The organism is Pedobacter insulae, from assembly GCF_900113525.1.
In the GTDB taxonomy this organism is placed as follows: domain Bacteria; phylum Bacteroidota; class Bacteroidia; order Sphingobacteriales; family Sphingobacteriaceae; genus Pedobacter; species Pedobacter insulae.
Genome location: NZ_FOPP01000002.1, coordinates 1 through 21,448, shown reverse-complemented (window position 1 = coordinate 21,448; position 21,448 = coordinate 1). Strand labels below are relative to the sequence as shown.

The following is a 21,448-nucleotide window of genomic DNA, read 5'->3' as shown; positions in this document are numbered from 1 at the left end:
GTGTGTTATTAACAGATGTTAATTTCTTATGTTGATATCTACAAAATGATGCCTTACTTTAGTACCAACCATATTTGAAACCAAATGCATAAAAAATACCTTTTTATTCCTCTATTTTTAATAAGCGGTATCAGTGCTGGATTTGCACAAATAAGTCCATTGATAAAGCTAAATCAAAATTACCAAACTGGTTTAGAGCTACTTCACAATGAGAAATATGCCACGGCCGCACAACAATTTAAACTAGTAGAGCAAGCTCGAACTAAAAATAGCACACAGCCAGAAAGCAATGCGGAGTTGAGCATCCTCAAAGAAAATGCTAAATTTTATATCGCAGTTTGCGCTTTAGAGCTGGGAAATGATGATGCTGAAGCATTATTTAGCGAGTTTATCCGTGAATACCCATTAAACTCAAATACAATCCTGGCCTATTTTCATGTTGGAAAATCTTACTTTGGCCAAAAAAACTATGCGAAGGCACTAGAGTGGTTTGAAAAAACTGACCCAAGTTCGCTTTCTCAAAAACAGCGCCTAGAATATCAGTTTAAACAAGGTTATGCATATTTCGAGCGAAAAGATATAGAAAAAGCGGAGCCATTGTTTGAAGCGGTTAAAAAAGAAGAATCTCCTTTCCAAGAAAGTGCGACTTATTATTTTGCGTACATCAACTATCTTAATAAAGAATACAGAACTGCTTTAAGCAACTTTGAAAAACTGAAGGGCTCTCCTACTTATGAAGCTAGTTATCCTTATTATATCACTTCCATGTATTACTTGGACGAACGTTATGATGATGTGATTAGCTATGCAATGGCAGCAATCGCAAAAACTAAACAACAATTTGAGCCTGAAATGTTAAGCTTAATTGCCGCTTCTTATTTTGCAAAATCTGATTTTAAAAACGCTGAGAAATATTTTGCTGAGTTTTATGCTAAAGACAAGAACTCGACCAAGAACAATCTCTTTATTTATCAATATGGCTATTCACTTTTTCAAAATGAAAAATACAAGGAGGCGGTTACCCACTTAGAAAAATTGGGTGCTGATGATGTTTATTTACAGAATGGGATGTACACACTCGGAAAGGCCTTATTAAAATTAAATAACAAAGAAAAAGCAAGAAGTGCATTTTTTAGAGCCTCCCGTTTAGACCTTGATAAAATCATCCAGGAAGACGCATGGTTAAATTATGCAAAATTGAGTTATGAGTTATCGTTTAATAAACAAGCCTTAGAATCGACCCAAAATTTTTTAAAACAATTCCCAAATTCTAAGAAAATTAATGAAGTTAAAACCTTATTAGGTGAAATTTTATTAACTAGTAAAGATTACCAAACTGCCATTGATATCCTAGAACCTATCCAGAATAAAAATGAAGCAGCTAGAGAGGCTTATCAAAAAGCAACTTATTTTAGAGGATTGCAATTCTACAATGAAAGAGCTTTTCCGAATGCACTATCGATGTTCTTACGCTCTGGAAATTTTGTTGAGGATAAAGAAATTCATGCATTAAGTGTTTATTGGATGGCTGAAGCAATGTATGAACTTCGCAAATTCGGCGAGGCCGTTAAGACTTTTGAAAAATTCTTAACTATGCCGGGTGCAGATAAAACAGAAGTTTACAACTTTGCTAATTATGGATTAGGTTATGCTGCCTTCGAGGATGAAAAGTATGCCAAGGCGGCGAATTATTTCGAGCGATTTCTGAGAGGAAATGATAAAGACACTAAAACTATCAATGACGCAACCATGCGCTTAGCAGATTCTTATTTTGTAAACAAGAATTATAGCAACGCTATGGGTTACTACAATAAAATTATTAATGGCAGCTTAACAGGGGAAGATTACGCCTTATTTCAACGGGGAATGATCCAGGGTTTGGAAAGACAGGATGATGCTAAAATTGCCACGATGCAGAGCCTTTTGGATGAATTTCCACGTTCAAACTATGCAGATGATGCAGGTTTTGAAATGGCTTATACTTATTTCAATAAAGGTAATTTCGATAAATCAAAATCCGATTTAGTCGCTTTAGTAGCCAAGTATCCACGCAGTAGTTATGTGCCCAGAGCCCTTGTTACAATAGGATTGGTGCATTCTAATCAGGATCAAAATGATGAGGCACTTATATCGTTTAAAAAAGTAATTACGGAGTATGCAAGTCTACCGGAAGCCAAAGAGGCTCTTGAGGCAATTAAAAATATTTATATTGATAGAGGTGACGCTAATGGCTTTATCAGTTATGCTGCCACTACCCCTCTCGGAAATTACTCACTAAGTGAGCAGGATAATATAGTCTTTCAGGCTGCTAATAATATCTATATAAAAGGTGATGCAAAAGGGGCCTATGAAGCGATCAATGCGTACTTCGATAAGTTCCCGAAAGCGATTCACGATAAGCAAGCTAAATTTATAAGAGCCGAATCTTTAGTAAAATTGGGTAGATCTACTGAAGCTATTGCAGATTACGATTATATTTTAAACGATTGGACAAGTGATTACACCGAACGATCATTAATCAGTGTCTCAACTGTATTAATGCAAGAGAAAAAATATAATGAAGCTATCGTTTATTTAAAAAGATTAGAAACAACTGCAGATTATAAAGCAAATTATAGTTATGCAATTAAAAATTTAATCAAAGCCTATGATGCCTTACATATGGCAGACGATATGATCAAATATGCTGATTTAATAAGAACCTCCGACAAAGCATCTGAAGAAGATAAAAACAGCTCGGATCTCTACACTGGAAAAGCCTATTTAATTAAGGCAGATACGGCTCAAGCGATTAAATCATTCAACAATGTAATAGCTAAAACTAAAACAGTAGCAGCTGCCGAAGCTAAATATAATTTAGCAGCGATTCAATACGCAAAAGGCGACTATAAGGCCTCTCTAAAGACCTGTTTCGAATTAAGTAATAACATGCCTAATTATGATTATTGGGTGGCTAAATCTTTCATTTTATTAGCAGATAATTACGTAGCATTAAAGGATAAATTACAAGCCAGAAGCACATTACTTAGTATAATAGATAATTACGAAGGCAAAGATGAAATTGTAGCAACTGCTAAAGAAAAGTTAGCCAAAATAAATTAGACAAAGAAGATGAAACTATATAAAACCGTATACCTTACTTCATTGGTTATTTCAGCAGGTGTTTCTACCCTAAAAGCCCAAGAAGTTACCCCGCCAGAGAAGACCATAAGTTCGGAAATCGAAGTGATAAGACCTTATAAGCCAATTTTAGCGGAAGCAGTAAAACTTAGACGTAGCCCGGATTTAGACAACCTTAAAACATACAAGGCAAAATTTAGCTACTCGCTAACAGAACGAAAATTAGAACTTAATACCGATATACAGAAATTGCAGGCGCAACAGTTAGCGGATGAGCGTGCCGTTGAATTAATCAACAACTATGTGAAAGGTGGATTGGGCAATTTGGGTACTTTCTTAGCCGAAGGATATGTTGGGATTGGTAAAGATGAAGCGCTACAAACAGGAGCATTTTTTAAGCACTTTAGTCAATCTGGAAAATTGAACAAACAGAAAGAGGACACCCAGCAACTAAGTGTGTTCGGTCGTAGCATAGGTGACAAAGCAAATTTAAACGGCAGATTAAATTATGAGCGCCATGGTTTGTTTTTTTATGGTATTGATGACTTAAATCCTTCCTTAAACCCTGATCCAGAAAAACAAGCATTAAGTTTTATTGAATTAGAAGGTGAAGTAACCAATAAGTTTAACAATGATGAAAATGCGCTTAGCTACGCAGCAAAAGTTAATGCTTACTTTTTCAATGATAAATTTGACGCCAAAGAACAAACTTTCACGCTTTCAACTTACTTAAATAAAAGAATTGCCCATTTTAACCTGGGCTTAGCTGCATCGACAGAACTCGGCAATACGAAAGATCAGGAAACAAAAATTTCTAATAACCTATTAAGACTAAATCCTTATTTAAAATTGCAAGCCAAAGGAGTTAAAATTGTTGCGGGAATTAATTTTGTACAAGAATTCGGAGGATTTACCAGTACTAGAATTTTCCCGGCAATTACTGCAGACTTTACATTAATTCCTGATTTTCTCCAAGTATTTGGAGAAGTTAAGGGAGATGTTAATAGAAATAGCTTGAAAAACTTCACAGACGAAAATCCTTTCTTAAATTCAAATATCCATATTCAAAATACTGTAGAGAAATTGAGTATCAGTGGAGGAGTTAAAGGTACCGGCGGTCCTGGATTTGGATATAAAGCAAGATTCTATAGTAAGACCATTACAGATATGCCCTTGTTTGTCAATAATTTCGATAAGTTCAATAAGTTTGATGTGATTTACGATTTCGGAGATATGAAATTATTTGGCTTGGAAGGAGAACTCTCTGTTCAAGTAAGTGATGATTTAAAATGGACCGGCAAATTGAATATTGAAGACTATAAAACAGCTGCAGAACAAGAAAGCTATTTTAAACCTCAATTGCGTGTAAGTTCAAATCTGACTTATAATATTGATAAAAAAATTACTTTTAATGCAAATGTTATTATTCAAGATGATAGCAAAGCAAAAACATTCTTAGCAAGTCCTTTCACTGCTGGCAGTACCACCTACCCACCAGTTCCAGACTTCACTAACGAAAGAGTGATAAATATTAAAGGATTCGTAGATTTAGGGGTTGGTGCCAATTATAAAATTAATCCAAAATTTGGAGCATTTATCAAAATCAATAACTTATTAAGCACTAAGTATAGCAAATATCTCTACTATCAGGTGAACGGATTAAATGCATTTGGCGGTATCAGTTACTCCTTTTAAATAAGTTTAAAATTTATTATTGGTGCATACCGAATTAAAATTTTATTTTTACAACAATGGATACCATATCATACCTTCTAGAGCTGATAGAGACCCGGAAAATCGTCGGCATAACTGACTTGGGCACGCTGTATATAAAAAAAACGCCCGGAAGGTATGATGCAGATGCACACGCTTTTTTGCCTCCTAAACACGAAATTGCCTTTACTTCCGAAATAAAAGAAGCAGACGAGCTGAAAAACTTTATCAGTGAGAAAAGAAATGTTCCAACTGCATCTGCGGCCCATGATATAGCCGAATTTGTAACGAATATTAAGACACAACTTGCTGACCATCAATTTGCTGACTTATCTCCTTTAGGAGTTTTTAAAGTTATAAATGATCAAATCGAATTCGAATCTTCAAAGAAATTCCAAATTGGATCTGACTTTTATGGTCTACCAAAAATACCTGTACCAGTAGATAGTCCTGTTGAGAAGCTTCACTCAACGCCTGAAGCTATTCCAATACCTGATGAAACTAGGGAAGCAACTCATACCACACCCCCGCCATTACCAGATCCAGTTTGGCGGCCAACTGTTAACGATCGCTATGAATATGAGGCAGGTGATGACGATGAAGACGAAACCAGTGGTCGTGGAAAACGGATCTTCTTCAAAACCTTGATCGTCTTATTTGTCATCGCGATTGCCGGGGCAATTGTATATTTCTTTTATCCTGATCTGTTGAACAACCTCTTGCAGAAACACCCAGATCAGCAAATTGAAAGTGCTTCAGTGATTGACCTAGATACAAACTCAACTCAACAAGTCGATTCGACGTTTGCAGACACAGTTAAAAAACCTATTCAACTTACTGAAATTCAAGACACTGTGACGACAACACAAACCACTTATGAAGTAATTGGTAGTGCAATGAAAGGCAGAAAAAAAGTAGAACAGGTAATTGGTAATTTCGCAAGAAGAGGAATAAAGGCAAAAGCAATAGATGGTTTACCGGGGCGTTTAATTAAAGTTAGCCTGGGAACATTTACTGATTATAATTTGGCTAAAAAATTTCAAGATAGCCTGAAGATAAAATTGAAAAACCCAGAAATTTACATACAAACTATAAAACCTAAAAATTAAGATGATTACATTGCTATTACAGGCTACAGATACTATTAATAATGTTTTAGATACCGCAAATGCAGCAAATATCCCAGTAACTGCAGCACCAAAAGAATTACATTTTATTGATTTATTATTTAAAGGGGGTTGGGTAATGCTTCCTTTAGGCTTACTCGCTTTTTTAGGGTTGATCATTTTTGTTGAACGATATTTAACCATCCGCAAATCATCAAAAGATGAATCAAACCTCATGTTTCAAATTAAACAAAATATCCATGACGGTAGGTTAGATAGTGCAATTGCACTTTGTAAAAATACCAAATCTCCTTTGGGCAGAATGCTTGAAAAAGGTTTAAAAAGAATAGGTAGACCAATAAAAGATATTGAAGGGGCAATTGAAAACACTGGAAAACTAGAAGTTTCCAAACTAGAAAAAAATATTGGTATCTTAGGTATCATTGCGGGTATTGCCCCAATGCTTGGTTTCGTAGGTACCATTATTGGTGTAATTGCCATCTTCCATGATGTATCAATTAAAGGCGAAATCGAAATTGGAACAATCTCCGGCGGTTTATATACCAAAATGATTACCTCTGCAACTGGACTAATCATAGGTATTGTTGCTTATGTATTATACCATATCTTAAACATGATGGTTGAGAAAATTATCCTTAAAATGGAAACGGATGCAATTGAATTTATTGACTTGTTAGAAGAACCGGGTAAATAATGAATTTAAGAAAAAGAAAAAAAGGTGCGGTAGAAGTACATACTTCAGCGCTGAACGATATTATGTTCTTCTTACTTTTGTTTTTCCTATTGGCATCTGCTGTGGTAAATCCAAATGTTGTTAAATTGTTACTTCCCAAATCGGAAAGTGGACAGCAGAGCACTGCCAAGAAAGCTATTACAGTTAAAATAGACGAAAATTTAAATTATTTCGTTGATGAAAAACAAACCAGCATCGAACAAATGCAAACCGTAGTAGAAGCTTATCAGAAAATTGCACCAGATTTAACCATTATTCTATATGTAGCCAAAAGCGTACCTGCAGAAAATATAATGAAAGCCTACGATGTAGCGAACAAACTGAAGCTAAAACTTGTTTTAGCAGTAGACCCTAAAAAATAATGATTATTAACGAAGAAAATAATTATCCTAAAGCTATTGCTATTGCTACTGCAATCATGGGAGCTTTTATTGTCTTAAGTTTCTTTCTTGTAATTAGCGCCTTTAATCCAGAAGAAGAACTCGGAATGGGCGGCATGGTGGTTAATTATGGTACTGTTGTGGAGGGAATGGGGAGTGACTATACCAGTATTGAAGACCCTTCAATGGATCCCAATGCGAATAACAAAACGCCAGATAAAGTTACACCAGAAGAAAAAGTAATTCCTACCACTTCATCGGAAATAGAGGCGAAAGATATTGTGACGCAAGATCAAGAAGATGCAGTCGCTATCAAAACCAAACCCAGCAAAACTACCAAAGCTCCTACCACTGAAACGGAGGAAAAGCCTGCTCAACCTACCATTAATCCTAATGCGCTATACAAAGGCAATAAAAATAATGGGAAAGGACAGGGCGACGGCACCGGTACAACACCTGGCAACCAAGGGAGTGTAAATGGAGATCCATTGGCTCCAAACTATGGTGAAGGTGGTTCTGGTAACGGAGATAAACCCCTTCCCTTGAGCAATTTTAGTAATGTAAAACCAATCGATGACGATGGACAATTGCGAGGGAAAATTGCTATAAATGTACGTGTTAATAAAGGCGGTCGGGTAATTTCTGCACAATGGGCCGCTAACAGGTCAACGCTTTCTGATCAAAAACTAATTTCTTTGTGTAAAGATGCAATTATGGGCGCGAGTCTTGATAACATGGCTTCAGGTTTCGAGAGTAGAACATTCATGGTTATATTTAACTTCAAAGTAAAATAACTCCATTCTGTCATTCAAATGACCTACCAACAGACTTTAGCGTTTCTTTACACCAAACTTCCCATGTTTACACGGATTGGTGCTATTGCCTTAAAAAAAGACTTACACAACACCATTGCTTTATGCGAAGCATTGGCAAATCCTCAGCATAAATTTAAATCCATCCATGTTGCCGGCACCAACGGGAAAGGTTCTACGTCACATATGTTAGCTGCGATCCTACAAAAAGCCGGTTACAAAACGGGATTGTATACATCGCCCCACTTAAAAGACTTCAGAGAACGTATTCGTATAAACGGAAAGATGATACCTAAGTCAACCGTTATTGATTTTGTAAAAACCCATAAGACACTCATTCACGAAATTGAGCCATCATTTTTTGAGGTAACTGTTGGTATGGCTTTCGACTATTTTGCTAACGAAAAGGTTGATTTCGCAGTTATTGAAGTTGGCTTAGGCGGCCGATTAGACTCAACCAATATAATCACCCCCGAACTCTCAGTTATCACCAACATTAGTTTAGACCATACCAATATTCTAGGAAATACCCTGGCAGAGATTGCAAAAGAAAAGGCAGGAATTATTAAAAGAGGTGTTCCTGTGGTAATTGGCGAGCAGCAAGAAGAAACTGAAAACGTTTTCATTGAAAAGGCAAAACTTGAAAATGCTTCAATTTACTTCGCAGATAAACTACTGAAGTTAAAAGATTTAAAAGTCCAAAATTCGAAGTTAGTTGTTAGTGTACAGATGCAAGGCAATTCGACCTACCCAAAATTAAAACTGGACCTGACAGGGACTTATCAGCAAAAAAATATATTAACCGTATTAGAATCCATCCAGCAGTTAAAAAACCTAGGGTATGAAATTTCAGACTACGCCGTTTATAGTGGATTAGCAACTACTAAAAAAATAACAGGTTTACAGGGCAGATGGCAAAGATTAAGTACAAATCCTCTCGTAATATGTGATACGGGTCATAACATAGCGGGAATAACAGAGGTATTAAAAAATATTTTTGCAACCGCTCATCAAAAATTACATTTTGTAATTGGCATGGTAAAGGATAAAGATATAAGTAGTGTGTTAACGCTATTACCTAAAAATGCCAGTTATTATTTTTGTGCGCCTAAGCTCGAAAGAGCTCTTGCTGCCAACGAGCTAGCCATAGAGGCAGCTACTTTCGGTCTTAAAGGGAGTGTTTTCCCTTCTGTTAAAGAAGCCCTTGAAAAAGCCAAATATAATGCAAACAAAAACGACCTCGTTTTTATTGGAGGAAGCACTTTTGTCGTAGCAGAAATAATATAATAAATTCATGTGCTGTTCGCATAGCATTGATTACTTTTATCCCATCCTATTAAATACAAATGAAACTAAAACATTTCCCCCTGTTATTTCTACTGGTATTGAGCTTTTCTTCATATGCTCAGAAATGGACAAAGTCCAACACCCAAAATTCATCGATCACCTATCCTAAAAAAGTTGCCCGTCCAAAATTGATAGTCGGAATGGTGGTAGACCAAATGAGATGGGATTACCTATATCGTTATAATGAGCGCTATGGCAATGGAGGTTTCAAACGAATAATTAACGAAGGTTTCTCTGCTGAAAACACCTTAATCCCCTATACTCCCACACTTACAGGTTGTGGACATGCAGCCATTTATACAGGCACAGTGCCAGCTATCAATGGTATAATTGGTAATAACTGGTTCGATTCTCAAATAGGACGAGATGTATATTGCGTAGAAGATAAAAATGTTAAAACAGTAGGCAGTGTTAGCAATGAAGGACTTATGTCGCCTAAGAATCTATTGGTTACCACTGTAACAGATGAGCTTAGAATGGCCACAAATTTCAGAAGTAAAGTAATCAGTATTTCTATCAAAGATCGTGGAGCTATTTTGCCTGGCGGCCATGTTGCCAATGGGTCATATTGGTATGATGACCTGTCTGGAAATTTCATCACTAGTACGCATTACATGAACAATCTGCCGGATTGGGTAAAGCAGTTCAATGCCGAAAAATGGCCAGACAAATTCTTTGCGCAAGATTGGAATACCATCTATCCCATAGAGTCTTATATAAACAGTACAAGTGACCAAAAATCTTATGAGGGCTTATTTAAAGGTGAAACAGCCTCAGTTTTTCCTCACTTATTTAATCAATATGTAAATAAGAATTATTCGATGATGGCAAGTATGCCCCAGGGAAACACATTTACTTTGGAAATGGCTAAGGCAGCTATTGTAGGAGAAAAGCTAGGCCAGATGAACAACACAGATTTTCTAGCAGTAAGCCTATCTTCAACAGATTATGTTGGTCATCAATTTGGACCAAATTCTATTGAAGCAGAAGATACATATTTACGTCTGGATAAGGATTTGTCAGCGTTTCTTACTTATTTAGATAAAACGGTTGGCAAAGGCAATTATCTATTTTTCTTAACAGCCGATCACGGCGCTACTCATGTACCAGGTTTCTCACAAGAAAACAAACTGCCTGGCCAAGGTTTATCAACTAGAAAGCTTAAAACTGCATTGGACAGTCTTATCCTGTCTAACTTTCGAGTAAAAAAAGCAATTTTTACCATGATGAACAATCAAGTTATTTTCGATCATGAAGCGATAAAAGAAGCCAATGCAGACTTTGGGCAAATAAAGCAATTATGTCTTGACTATTTAGTTAAACAAAATGGCATATTTAATGCAGTGGACATTAAAAATCTAAACAATGCGACTATCCCCACCGAACTTAAAACTAAGATAACAAATGGATATAACGCTCGTCGCAGTGGAGATATTTACTATATCCTTGATGCAGGTTCATATCCATCAACAAGTACCGGTACTGGACATGGTGCTTGGAACCCATACGACAGTCATATTCCCGCTGTATTTATGGGCTGGGGAATAAAACCTGGTAAGACAAACAAAAAATATTATATGACAGACATTGCACCCACAGTCTCTGCTTTACTGCATATTCAGGAGCCAAGTGGGTCAATAGGCAACGTAATTACAGAATTAATTAAATAGCCGAAATTCATAAGACCTCATGAACACTCGTGCTAATCTGTAGTTTTTGCTAACTTTGTGTCACCAAATATCCTAACCTTATGGAACAAATTCTCGCTTACAAGCCTAAAAATAAAATACGTTTTGTAACAGCTGCCGCACTTTTCGATGGCCACGATGCAACAATTAATATTATGCGTCGTATTTTACAATCCTCAGGTGCCGAAGTTATCCATCTTGGGCACAACCGATCGGTAGATGAAGTTGTTAACTGTGCAATTCAAGAAGATGTACAAGGTATTGCCATGACTTCCTATCAAGGAGGACATATCGAATATTTTAAATATATGTACGATTTGTTGCAAGAAAGAGGCGCAAGACATATTAAAATTTTTGGAGGTGGTGGAGGAGTAATCCTACCCGCAGAGATTGCTGAACTTCAGGATTATGGTATTACCAGAATTTACTCGCCAGACGATGGCCGTAAAATGGGTTTGCAAGGTATGATCAATGACATGCTGGAAAAAACAGATTTTATTACTACAAAAGCAATTACCAACGAATTAGCGGCCATTCCAAATAAGGAAGTTAAAAGTATTGCCTCGGCCATTACCGTGGCAGAAAATGATCCAGAAGGAGCGCAATCATTTGTTGATGAGTTAAAAAAACTCACTTTAAAAAGCCAAGCTCCCGTTTTAGGTATTACTGGAACCGGTGGTTCGGGAAAATCATCGCTTGTTGATGAACTAGTTCGTCGATTTTTAATTGAAATAAAAGATAAATCGCTCGCTATTATTTCGGTCGACCCATCAAAACGGAAAACAGGCGGTGCACTGCTCGGCGATCGCATTCGCATGAATTCAATCAATAATCCTCGTGTATACATGCGCTCTCTCGCCACACGTCAAGCCAATTTAGCTTTATCCAAAAATGTGCAAGAAAGCATCGACATTTGTAAAGCAGCCGGTTATGACCTGATTATTGTAGAAACTTCTGGTATTGGACAGTCGGACACTGAAATTACAGAGCACTGCGATGTCTCGCTATATGTAATGACCCCAGAATTCGGAGCCGCCAGTCAGCTAGAAAAAATCGATATGTTGGATTTTGCAGACTTGGTGGCCATTAATAAATTCGATAAAAGAGGTGCTCTAGACGCTATTCGTGATGTAAGAAAACAATATAAACGCAATCATAACCTTTTTGATGCGAAGGACGACGAAATTCCAGTTTACGGAACAATGGCTTCCCAATTCAACGACCCTGGCATGAATAATTTATTTGTTGCATTAGTCACTAAATTAAAGGAAAAAACAGGATTTCATTTCGAATCGAAAATGGAAATTACTGCCAATCAATCCGAAAAAATATACATCATACCGCCAGACCGAATTCGTTATCTATCGGAAATTGCTGAGGCAAGTGAAACCTACAACGAATGGGTCGACAAACAATGCAAAATTGCCAGAAAATTATACCAACTTCAAGGAGTCATAGGTTTTGCAGAAGATTTCCAGGACTTCGGAAGCGGATTAAAAGATGCTTATGCTTTCTTAGAGGAGCAGTTAGATGGGGATTGTAAACGTTTACTACGTCAATGGCCGGATACAAAATTGAAATACAAAGCTGAATTCTTTAGTTATCAGGTACGTGATAAAGAAATTAAGCAACCATTATACTATGAGTCCCTCTCAAAACTTCAAATCCCGAAAGTTTCGCTTCCGCGGTATGAAGATTGGGGAGATATCTTACGTTGGTTATTAACTGAAAACGTACCCGGAGAATTCCCATACGCTGCTGGAGTTTTCCCGCTTAAAAGAGAGGGTGAAGATCCAACCCGTATGTTTGCTGGAGAAGGTGGACCAGAACGTACTAATAAACGTTTCCACTATGTTTCACTTGGGCAACCTGCACACCGTTTGTCAACGGCCTTTGACTCTGTAACGCTTTATGGAGAAGACCCCCATATACGTCCCGACATCTATGGTAAAATAGGTAATTCTGGAGTAAGTATCGCAACGCTGGATGATGCAAAAAAACTCTACTCCGGTTTCGATCTTTGTGCCGCCTCTACTTCAGTCTCGATGACCATTAATGGTCCTGCACCTATGCTCTTAGGATTTTTCATGAACGCGGCTATTGATCAGCAATGCGAAAAGTACATTATTGATAATGGATTAACAAAGGAAGTTGATTTAAGAATAACTAAAATTTACCAGGAAAAAGGCATTGCTCGCCCCCATTATCAAGGTGAGCTACCACAAGGTAACAACGGCTTAGGTTTGATGCTGTTAGGTGTTACGGGAGATGAGGTATTACCGGCTGAGGTTTACGCAAAAATTAAAGCATATGCGATTAGTGCTGTTCGTGGTACAGTTCAGGCAGATATTTTAAAGGAAGATCAGGCGCAAAATACCTGTATTTTTTCAACTGAATTTGCTTTAAGGATGATGGGTGATATCCAAAAATATTTTATAGATGAAAAAGTTAGAAACTTTTATTCTGTTTCTATTTCTGGATACCATATAGCAGAAGCAGGTGCAAACCCAATTTCTCAATTAGCTTTTACCTTAAGTAATGGATTTACTTTCGTCGAGTATTATTTAAGTCGTGGAATGTATATTGATGATTTCGCTCCTAACTTATCGTTCTTCTTTAGCAATGGTATCGATCCTGAATATTCAGTGATCGGACGGGTTGCCAGACGGATTTGGGCCAAGGCGATTAAAAATAAATATAAAGGGAACGACAGATCACAAAAGTTAAAATATCATATCCAAACTTCTGGGCGCTCTTTACACGCACAGGAGATAGATTTCAATGATATCCGTACCACATTACAAGCACTATATGCAATATACGACAACTGTAACTCCCTTCATACCAATGCCTATGATGAAGCGATCACTACCCCTACTGAAGAATCTGTTCGGAGAGCGATGGCTATACAACTTATCATTAATCGAGAGCTTGGGTTAGCTAAGAATGAAAATCCTTTACAGGGAGCATTTATTATAGAGGATCTGACCGACCTTGTGGAGGAAGCAGTATTAGCAGAGTTTAAACGAATCAATGATCGAGGAGGAGTTTTAGGGGCTATGGAAACTATGTATCAACGTGGTAAGATACAAGAAGAGAGCTTATATTACGAAACTCTTAAACACACCGGAGAGTTCCCTATTGTGGGTGTAAATACTTTCCTTAATAAAAATGGATCACCTACGATTGTACCAGGTGAAGTAATCAGAGCGACAGAAGAGGAGAAGCAGTTTCAAATTAGCGCTTTGCAAGCATTCCAAGATAGAAATTCAGCGAAAACAGACAGTGCTTTAAAGGGTTTACAAAAATCAGCCATTGTTGGAGCGAATATATTTGAACAGCTAATGGAGGTATGTAAAATCTGTTCTTTGGGACAGATAAGTAATGCTTTATATGAAGTTGGCGGACAATACAGAAGAAATATGTAATAAAGGAATCACTTTGACAAACTTTAAAAGTTTGTCAAAGTGATTCCTTTATGAGTTGATCCAGCTAAATTTATATTCCATGGTTGGGTTTTTCATCCTATCGGCAACCCGTAACAAACGATCAGGCAAATTCATTACATAATCCCTAGCCTTCTCGCCTGCTTCATTTAATTCTTTTATACTATCGATTTTCCATTCTTCTATCAATTGTTGCATGATCTCAACATAATCTACTGCAGTGTAAACTCCTAAGCGTTGAGCAGCATCCGTGAAATGACCAAAAGTTTGCCCGATTTTTAATCCCATTTCGCGTAAAAAGTGTGCAGGCATTACAATTTTCTTACGCATCATATCTTCAAAAGCAATCATGGCCTCACTAGGATCAACTTCAAATATTTTTGACATAAAATCTTTATAAGCTTTAGCATGGCGTGCTTCATCAGCAGCAATGACTCCACACATTTTAGATAACAGCGTATCGCCATCCTTCTTCGCTAAGGAAGCTACTCTTCTATGGGAGATATTAGTGGCGAGTTCTTGAAAGCTAGTGTAAACGAAATTACGGTATGGATCGTGACCTGTTCCAATATCAAATCCATCAGCTATTAAATATTGGGTAGATATTTCCATTTGGCGCATATCTACTCTGCCTGATAAGTATAAATATTTATTGAGTAAGTCGCCATGGCGGTTCTCTTCGGCTGTCCAGCTTCGGTTCCATTTCACCCATCCTCCTTCTTCATCGCGAGAAATATCATCCATGGTCATTAACCATGATTCATATGTTGGTAAGGCTTCCTCAGTAATTGTATCTCCGATTAGCACAGCCACTAAATCATATGAAAGGTCTTTTGCATTTTCCTTTAATGCTTTAATATCTTGATAAAAAGACTCGCTAGTAGAATCTGGCAAAAAATCGGATGGTTGCCAGTTGGTATCTATAGGTTTCAAATAGGTAGGCATCATTTCTAGCATGTATTTCTCAACATGTAACAATACTTCCTTTCTGGATCCAAAATTGATGTTCATCAGTTTTATATTTAAAATACAAAGATACGTATTATGGCTAGTTTAATGTTAGTTTATTTGTAATTAAAACGATTGAAAACCTTTAAAGTTTGAAAAATATCGCGTTGCCGGATTGAAAAATCTCTATAAACAAGAAAAGCCTGCAACATTCGTTACAGGCTTACTTTAAGATTTGGCGCCGACCTACTCTCCCACATGTTACTGCAGTACCATCGGCTCTGGCGGGCTTAACTTCTCTGTTCGGAATGGGAAGAGGTGGACACCGCCGATATAGGCACCTAAATATTTTTAATGTTAGTAGTTAGCCTTTAGCAGTTAGTAGTTAGACGAATTTATCTAAATACTATGTACTAAATACTATGTACTCAACAATTGACATATTATTGAAAGAAGTTAGTTAGGAAGAACAAACAACAGTCTATTGCTCTTGAAAGCTTCGGGTTATTAGTATCACTCGACTGTGCTGTCGCCAGCTTTACATCTATGACCTATCAACGTAGTAGTCTTCTACGGCCCTATATGGAATTCTCATCTCGTGGCTAGTTTCGCACTTAGATGCTTTCAGCGCTTATCTATTCCCAGCGTAGCTACTCTGCAATGCCCCTGGCGGAACAACAGATTCACTAGAGGCTAGTCCAACCCGGTCCTCTCGTACTAAGGTCAGCCCCACTCAAAATTCCTACGCCCACAACAGATAGGGACCGAACTGTCTCGCGACGTTCTGAACCCAGCTCGCGTGCCACTTTAATCGGCGAACAGCCGAACCCTTGGGACCTTCTCCAGCCCCAGGATGTGACGAGCCGACATCGAGGTGCCAAACCTCCCCGTCGATATGAGCTCTTGGGGGAGATCAGCCTGTTATCCCCAGCGTACCTTTTATCCTTTGAGCGATGGCCCTTCCATGCAGAACCACCGGATCACTATATCCGTCTTTCGACCCTGCTCGGCTTGTCTGCCTCACAGTCAAGCAAGCTTATGCTATTGCACTCCGCGTACGGTTACCAAGCGTACTGAGCTTACCTTTGAAAGCCTCCGTTACCTTTTTGGAGGCGACCACCCCAGTCAAACTACCCATCAAACAATGTCCCCGACTTGGTCGGGTTAGACACCGAATACAGAAAGGGTGGTATTTCAACGTTGGCTCCACGACGCCTAGCGACGCCGCTTCAAAGCCTCCCACCTATCCTACACATCCTGTATCCAATGTCAATGTTAAATTGTAGTGAAGGTGCATGGGGTCTTTCCGTCCCGTTGCGGGTACCCGGCGTCTTCACCGGGACCACAATTTCACCGAGCTCATGGCTGAGACAGCGCCCAGATCGTTACACCATTCGTGCAGGTCGGAACTTACCCGACAAGGAATTTCGCTACCTTAGGACCGTTATAGTTACGGCCGCCGTTTACTGGGGCTTCGATTCAATGCTTCGGTTTAACCCTAACATCCCCTCTTAACCTTCCAGCACCGGGCAGGTGTCAGGCCTTATACTTCATCTTTCGATTTTGCAAAGCCATGTGTTTTTGTTAAACAGTCGCCTGGGCCTTTTCACTGCGGCTGATATTGCTATCAGCGCCCCTTCTCCCGAAGTTACAGGGCCATTTTGCCGAGTTCCTTAGCCATGATTCACTCGAGCACCTTAGAATTCTCTTCCCGGATACCTGTGTCGGTTTGCGGTACGGGTTTTTATAACCTGAAGCTTAGCGGTTTTTCTTGGAAGTCTGATTACCTGCACTATCCACTTACCCGAAGGCTCGCGGTACTATCAGCGTTCAGCAGGATCGGCGGATTTGCCTACCGTTCCTATACCTACAGCCTTCAACGATCTATTCCGTCAGATCGCGGCAGTGTCACTACTCCGTCCCCACATCGCAGTTATAAAAAGTACGGTAATATTAAACCGTTGTCCATCGAATATCCCTTTCGGGTTCTCCTTAGGCCCCGACTAACCCTGATCCGATTAGCGTTGATCAGGAAACCTTATCCTTTCGGTGGGCGGGTTTCTCTCCCGCCTTATCGTTACTTATGCCTACATTTGCTTTTCCAGAAGCTCCACCATAGCTCACGCTACAACTTCGCTGCCGCTGGAATGCTCCCCTACCGTAATATAAATATTACCCATAGCTTCGGTATACCGCTTAATGCCCGTTTATTATCCATGCACGATCGCTCGACTAGTGAGCTGTTACGCACTCTTTAAATGAATGGCTGCTTCCAAGCCAACATCCTAGCTGTCTATGCAATCGCACCTCGTTAGTTCAACTTAGCGGTAATTTAGGGACCTTAGCTGATGGTCTGGGTTCTTTCCCTCTCGGCGCGTGACCTTAGCACCCCGCGCCTCACTGCAGACCATGTTACATAGCATTCGGAGTTTGTCTGGATTTGGTAGGATTTGACTCCCCCGCACCCAATCAGTAGCTCTACCTCTATGTAACTCAATGTCCACGCTGTTCCTAAAAACATTTCGGGGAGTACGAGCTATTTCCCAGTTTGATTAGCCTTTCACCCCTACCCACAGATCATCCGGAAACTTTTCAACGTTTATCGGTTCGGTCCTCCAGTACGTGTTACCGCACCTTCAACCTGTCCATGGGTAGATCACAAGGTTTCGCGTCTACCTCCCCTGACTATACGCCCTATTCAGACTCGCTTTCGCTTCGGATCCGTGTCTTAAACACTTAACCTTGCCAGAGAAGAGTAACTCGTAGGCTCATTATGCAAAAGGCACGCCGTCACGCCACCTGGACGCTCCGACCGCTTGTAAGTATACGGTTTCAGGTTCTATTTCACTCCCCTGTTCGGGGTTCTTTTCACCTTTCCCTCACGGTACTGGTTCACTATCGGTCTCTCAGGAGTATTTAGCCTTACCGGATGGTGCCGGCAGATTCCCACAAGGCGTCTCCGACCTCGCGGTACTCAGGATACTACTAGCCTAGCATTACTTTCCTGTACCGGGCTATCACCGTGTATCGCTGGGCTTCCCATCCCATTCCAGTTCATTTTGCTAATGACACATCGTAGTCCTACAACCCCAGTTATGCCGTAACATAACTGGTTTGGGCTCTTTCCCTTTCGCTCGCCACTACTTAGGAAATCATTGTTATTTTCTCTTCCTCTGCTTACTTAGATGTTTCAGTTCGGCAGGTTTGCGCACTATGTGCAACTGATCTTCAATCAGCTAGGTTTCCCCATTCAGAAATCCGCGGATCAATTCATATTTGCTAATCCCCACGGCTTATCGCAGCTTATCACGTCTTTCATCGCCTCTGAGAGCCAAGGCATCCCCCGTATACTCTTTCTTACTTTCTTCTCTATATAGCCTTTTGCGCCTATATAAATGCTTTTTTGATAATTGTTAAATCTTCATGCCCGAAAGCACTCCAAACTAACAACGTCTCTATTGTTGTTTGCTCTTCTTTTTTAACTTCTTCCAATATGTCAAAGAACTTTTCTATCCCGGTATCCCATCGCTGGAACACTATTTCCGTGCTTTTATAACAGCACCGGTGATGGTGGAGAATAACGGAGTCGAACCGTTGACCTCCTGCGTGCAAGGCAGGCGCTCTAGCCAGCTGAGCTAATCCCCCAAAAAAACTTAGCGTTTTTGTAGTCCCGTCCAGATTTGAACTGGAGACCCCTACATTATCAGTGTAGTGCTCTAACCAGGCTGAGCTACGGGACTGCTTCGATGGTGACTGTTAGTGCGATCTGTGTCCGTTTCCTTCGTAAATCGCTTCTCGCAGATCGTAATCATCTTCCAATCTCGCCGCTGTGCCGGTATGCACCAACTGGGCTTCATCTTCTGGGTTTTTCCTTAAGAGATATATATCATTATCATTTTTAGCGCATCGGGTAGTCTATCCTACTCCAGAAAGGAGGTATTCCAGCCGCACCTTCCGGTACGGCTACCTTGTTACGACTTAGCCCCAGTTATCGGTTTTACCCTAGGACGCTCCTTGCGGTTACGTACTTTAGGTACCCCCAACTTCCATGGCTTGACGGGCGGTGTGTACAAGGCCCGGGAACGTATTCACCGCATCATTGCTGATATGCGATTACTAGCGAATCCAACTTCATGGGGTCGAGTTGCAGACCCCAATCCGAACTGTGAATGGCTTTTTGAGATTTGCTTGCTGTTGCCAGCTTGCTGCCCTCTGTACCATCCATTGTAGCACGTGTGTAGCCCCGGACGTAAGGGCCATGATGACTTGACGTCGTCCCCTCCTTCCTCTCTGTTTGCACAGGCAGTCTGTTTAGAGTCCCCACCATAACGTGCTGGCAACTAAACATAGGGGTTGCGCTCGTTGCGGGACTTAACCCAACACCTCACGGCACGAGCTGACGACAGCCATGCAGCACCTAGTTTCGTGTCCTTGCGGACGCATCCATCTCTGGATACTTCACTAACTTTCAAGCCCGGGTAAGGTTCCTCGCGTATCATCGAATTAAACCACATGCTCCTCCGCTTGTGCGGGCCCCCGTCAATTCCTTTGAGTTTCACCCTTGCGGGCGTACTCCCCAGGTGGAATACTTAACGCTTTCGCTTAGCCGCTAACTGTATATCGCTAACAGCGAGTATTCATCGTTTAGGGCGTGGACTACCAGGGTATCTAATCCTGTTTGATCCCCACGCTTTCGTGCCTCAGCGTCAATGACACCATAGTAAGCTGCCTTCGCAATCGGTGTTCTGTGACATATCTATGCATTTCACCGCTACTTGTCACATTCCGCCTACCTCTAGTGTATTCAAGCCCATCAGTATCAAGGGCACTGCGATAGTTGAGCTACCGTCTTTCACCCCTGACTTAACAGGCCGCCTACGCACCCTTTAAACCCAATAAATCCGGATAACGCTTGGATCCTCCGTATTACCGCGGCTGCTGGCACGGAGTTAGCCGATCCTTATTCCTTCGGTACATTCAGCTACTTACACGTAAGTAGGTTTATTCCCGAATAAAAGCAGTTTACGACCCAGAGGGCTGTCTTCCTGCACGCGGCATGGCTGGTTCAGAGTTGCCTCCATTGACCAATATTCCTTACTGCTGCCTCCCGTAGGAGTCTGGTCCGTGTCTCAGTACCAGTGTGGGGGGTCATCCTCTCAGATCCCCTAGTCATCGCGGTCTTGGTGGGCCGTTACCCCGCCAACTAACTAATGACACGCATGCCCATCTCAATCCTATAAATATTTGATCATTGTACCATGCGGTACTGTGATTTTATGCGGTGTTAATCCGAATTTCTTCGGGCTATCCCCCAGATTAAGGTAGGTTGCATACGCGTTACGCACCCGTGCGCCGGTCTCAAGGTTGCAAGCAACCTCTACCCCTCGACTTGCATGTATTAGGCCTGCCGCTAGCGTTCATCCTGAGCCAGGATCAAACTCTCCATTGTAAAATGTTTTGTTCGAACACTGACCATTTTGTATTCTAGTGTTATTAAAATTAAATAGTCTTATTCTATTATTATGTTGTCTGATAGAAACAGACTTAAAAAACTGCAACGGTAACATGTACTTTGTTTCCGTACTGTTTGCCCCGCTGCGCTTATGTAATGATATCTCTTTAATGAACTTTTCGACCTTGCCTCACGGCGGTCTGTTATATGTGGCGACTTCCTGTTTTCCGTTCCAATGTGGTCTTGTTTAGTCCACATATTCCCTTCGGTCTTCTGTCGTTTCAATCTCGTTTTTTTCGCTTCCCCAACATCCGTTGAATGGCGCCCGTTTCGTTTGGGACTGCAAAGGTAGAAAACTTTTTATTTATTCCAAACTTTTTTTTACTTTTTTCAGAACTTTTTTTTCAGCCCCCTGTTTGATATAATCAATCCGTCTCCCATGTCAATCACCCTCACTTAATCCCCCCCTCTTTTTCCTTCTCTCGTTACCTCCGTAGCGGGTTGCAAAGGTAGAAAACTTTTTCTTTTTCGCAAACTTTATTTTGAATTATTTTCAGGTTTCAGCTAAGTAGCTGTCCACCTGATATTCCCCTCCAAAACGCTATCTCAATAACCCAATCTGCATCTTTATCCTTTTTCCCTTCCTCCGAAGCGGGATGCAAAAGTAGGAAAATTATCCGCC

10 protein-coding genes, 2 tRNA genes and 3 rRNA genes are annotated in these 21,448 nt (G+C 40.1%); 9 read left to right on the top strand and 6 right to left on the bottom strand.

Features of this window, described 5'->3' with window-relative positions; translation table 11 throughout:
* The first annotated feature begins 84 nt into the window (after positions 1-84).
* From BM207_RS02940 to BM207_RS02900, 9 genes are all read left to right on the top strand, one after another.
* Positions 85-3,102 (top strand): tetratricopeptide repeat protein, encoded by a 3,018-nt coding sequence (locus BM207_RS02940; RefSeq protein WP_090992083.1) that lies wholly within the window; start codon positions 85-87, stop codon positions 3,100-3,102.
* A gap of 9 nt (positions 3,103-3,111) precedes the next feature.
* Complete coding sequence (locus BM207_RS02935; protein ID WP_090992082.1) at positions 3,112-4,815, top strand: porin family protein; 1,704 nt, start codon at positions 3,112-3,114, stop codon at positions 4,813-4,815.
* A gap of 56 nt (positions 4,816-4,871) precedes the next feature.
* Complete coding sequence (locus tag BM207_RS02930; protein WP_090992081.1) at positions 4,872-5,942, top strand: HU domain-containing protein; 1,071 nt, start codon at positions 4,872-4,874, stop codon at positions 5,940-5,942.
* Position 5,943: 1 nt separating this feature from the next.
* Complete coding sequence (locus BM207_RS02925; protein ID WP_090992080.1) at positions 5,944-6,654, top strand: MotA/TolQ/ExbB proton channel family protein; 711 nt, start codon at positions 5,944-5,946, stop codon at positions 6,652-6,654.
* Positions 6,654-7,055 carry an ExbD/TolR family protein gene (locus BM207_RS02920; RefSeq protein WP_090992079.1) on the top strand — a complete coding sequence of 134 codons (402 nt, stop codon included), beginning with the start codon at positions 6,654-6,656 and terminating at the stop codon, positions 7,053-7,055. The genes BM207_RS02925 and BM207_RS02920 overlap by 1 nt, the downstream gene beginning before the upstream one ends.
* Positions 7,055-7,867 (top strand): energy transducer TonB, encoded by an 813-nt coding sequence (locus BM207_RS02915; RefSeq protein WP_090992078.1) that lies wholly within the window; start codon positions 7,055-7,057, stop codon positions 7,865-7,867. The genes BM207_RS02920 and BM207_RS02915 overlap by 1 nt, the downstream gene beginning before the upstream one ends.
* Positions 7,868-7,885: 18 nt before the next feature.
* Positions 7,886-9,172 (top strand): bifunctional folylpolyglutamate synthase/dihydrofolate synthase, encoded by a 1,287-nt coding sequence (locus BM207_RS02910; protein ID WP_090992077.1) that lies wholly within the window; start codon positions 7,886-7,888, stop codon positions 9,170-9,172.
* Positions 9,173-9,231: 59 nt separating this feature from the next.
* Positions 9,232-10,902: an alkaline phosphatase PafA gene (pafA, locus tag BM207_RS02905; protein WP_090992076.1), complete on the top strand. Its 1,671-nt coding sequence runs from the start codon at positions 9,232-9,234 to the stop codon at positions 10,900-10,902.
* Positions 10,903-10,982: 80 nt separating this feature from the next.
* Positions 10,983-14,348 carry a methylmalonyl-CoA mutase family protein gene (locus BM207_RS02900; RefSeq protein WP_090992075.1) on the top strand — a complete coding sequence of 1,122 codons (3,366 nt, stop codon included), beginning with the start codon at positions 10,983-10,985 and terminating at the stop codon, positions 14,346-14,348.
* 48 nt (positions 14,349-14,396) lie between these two features.
* On the opposite strand, the gene BM207_RS02895 is transcribed toward BM207_RS02900, so the two are convergent.
* The 6 genes from BM207_RS02895 to BM207_RS02870 form a co-directional block, all read right to left on the bottom strand.
* The gene (locus tag BM207_RS02895; protein ID WP_177217043.1) at positions 14,397-15,377 is read right to left on the bottom strand and encodes an acyl-ACP desaturase; all 981 of its coding nucleotides are present in this window, start codon (positions 15,375-15,377) and stop codon (positions 14,397-14,399) included.
* A gap of 170 nt (positions 15,378-15,547) precedes the next feature.
* A 5S ribosomal RNA gene (gene rrf, locus BM207_RS02890) occupies positions 15,548-15,659 on the bottom strand.
* A gap of 143 nt (positions 15,660-15,802) precedes the next feature.
* Positions 15,803-18,681: ribosomal RNA gene (locus BM207_RS02885) — 23S ribosomal RNA — on the bottom strand.
* Positions 18,682-18,882: 201 nt separating this feature from the next.
* Positions 18,883-18,959 (bottom strand) — tRNA-Ala (locus tag BM207_RS02880).
* A gap of 20 nt (positions 18,960-18,979) precedes the next feature.
* Positions 18,980-19,054: transfer RNA gene (locus BM207_RS02875), tRNA-Ile, on the bottom strand.
* A gap of 189 nt (positions 19,055-19,243) precedes the next feature.
* Positions 19,244-20,763, bottom strand: a 16S ribosomal RNA gene (locus BM207_RS02870).
* Together the 16S, 23S and 5S rRNA genes with 2 tRNA genes alongside form the textbook arrangement of a ribosomal RNA operon.
* Between the last annotated feature and the right edge of the window lie 685 nt (positions 20,764-21,448).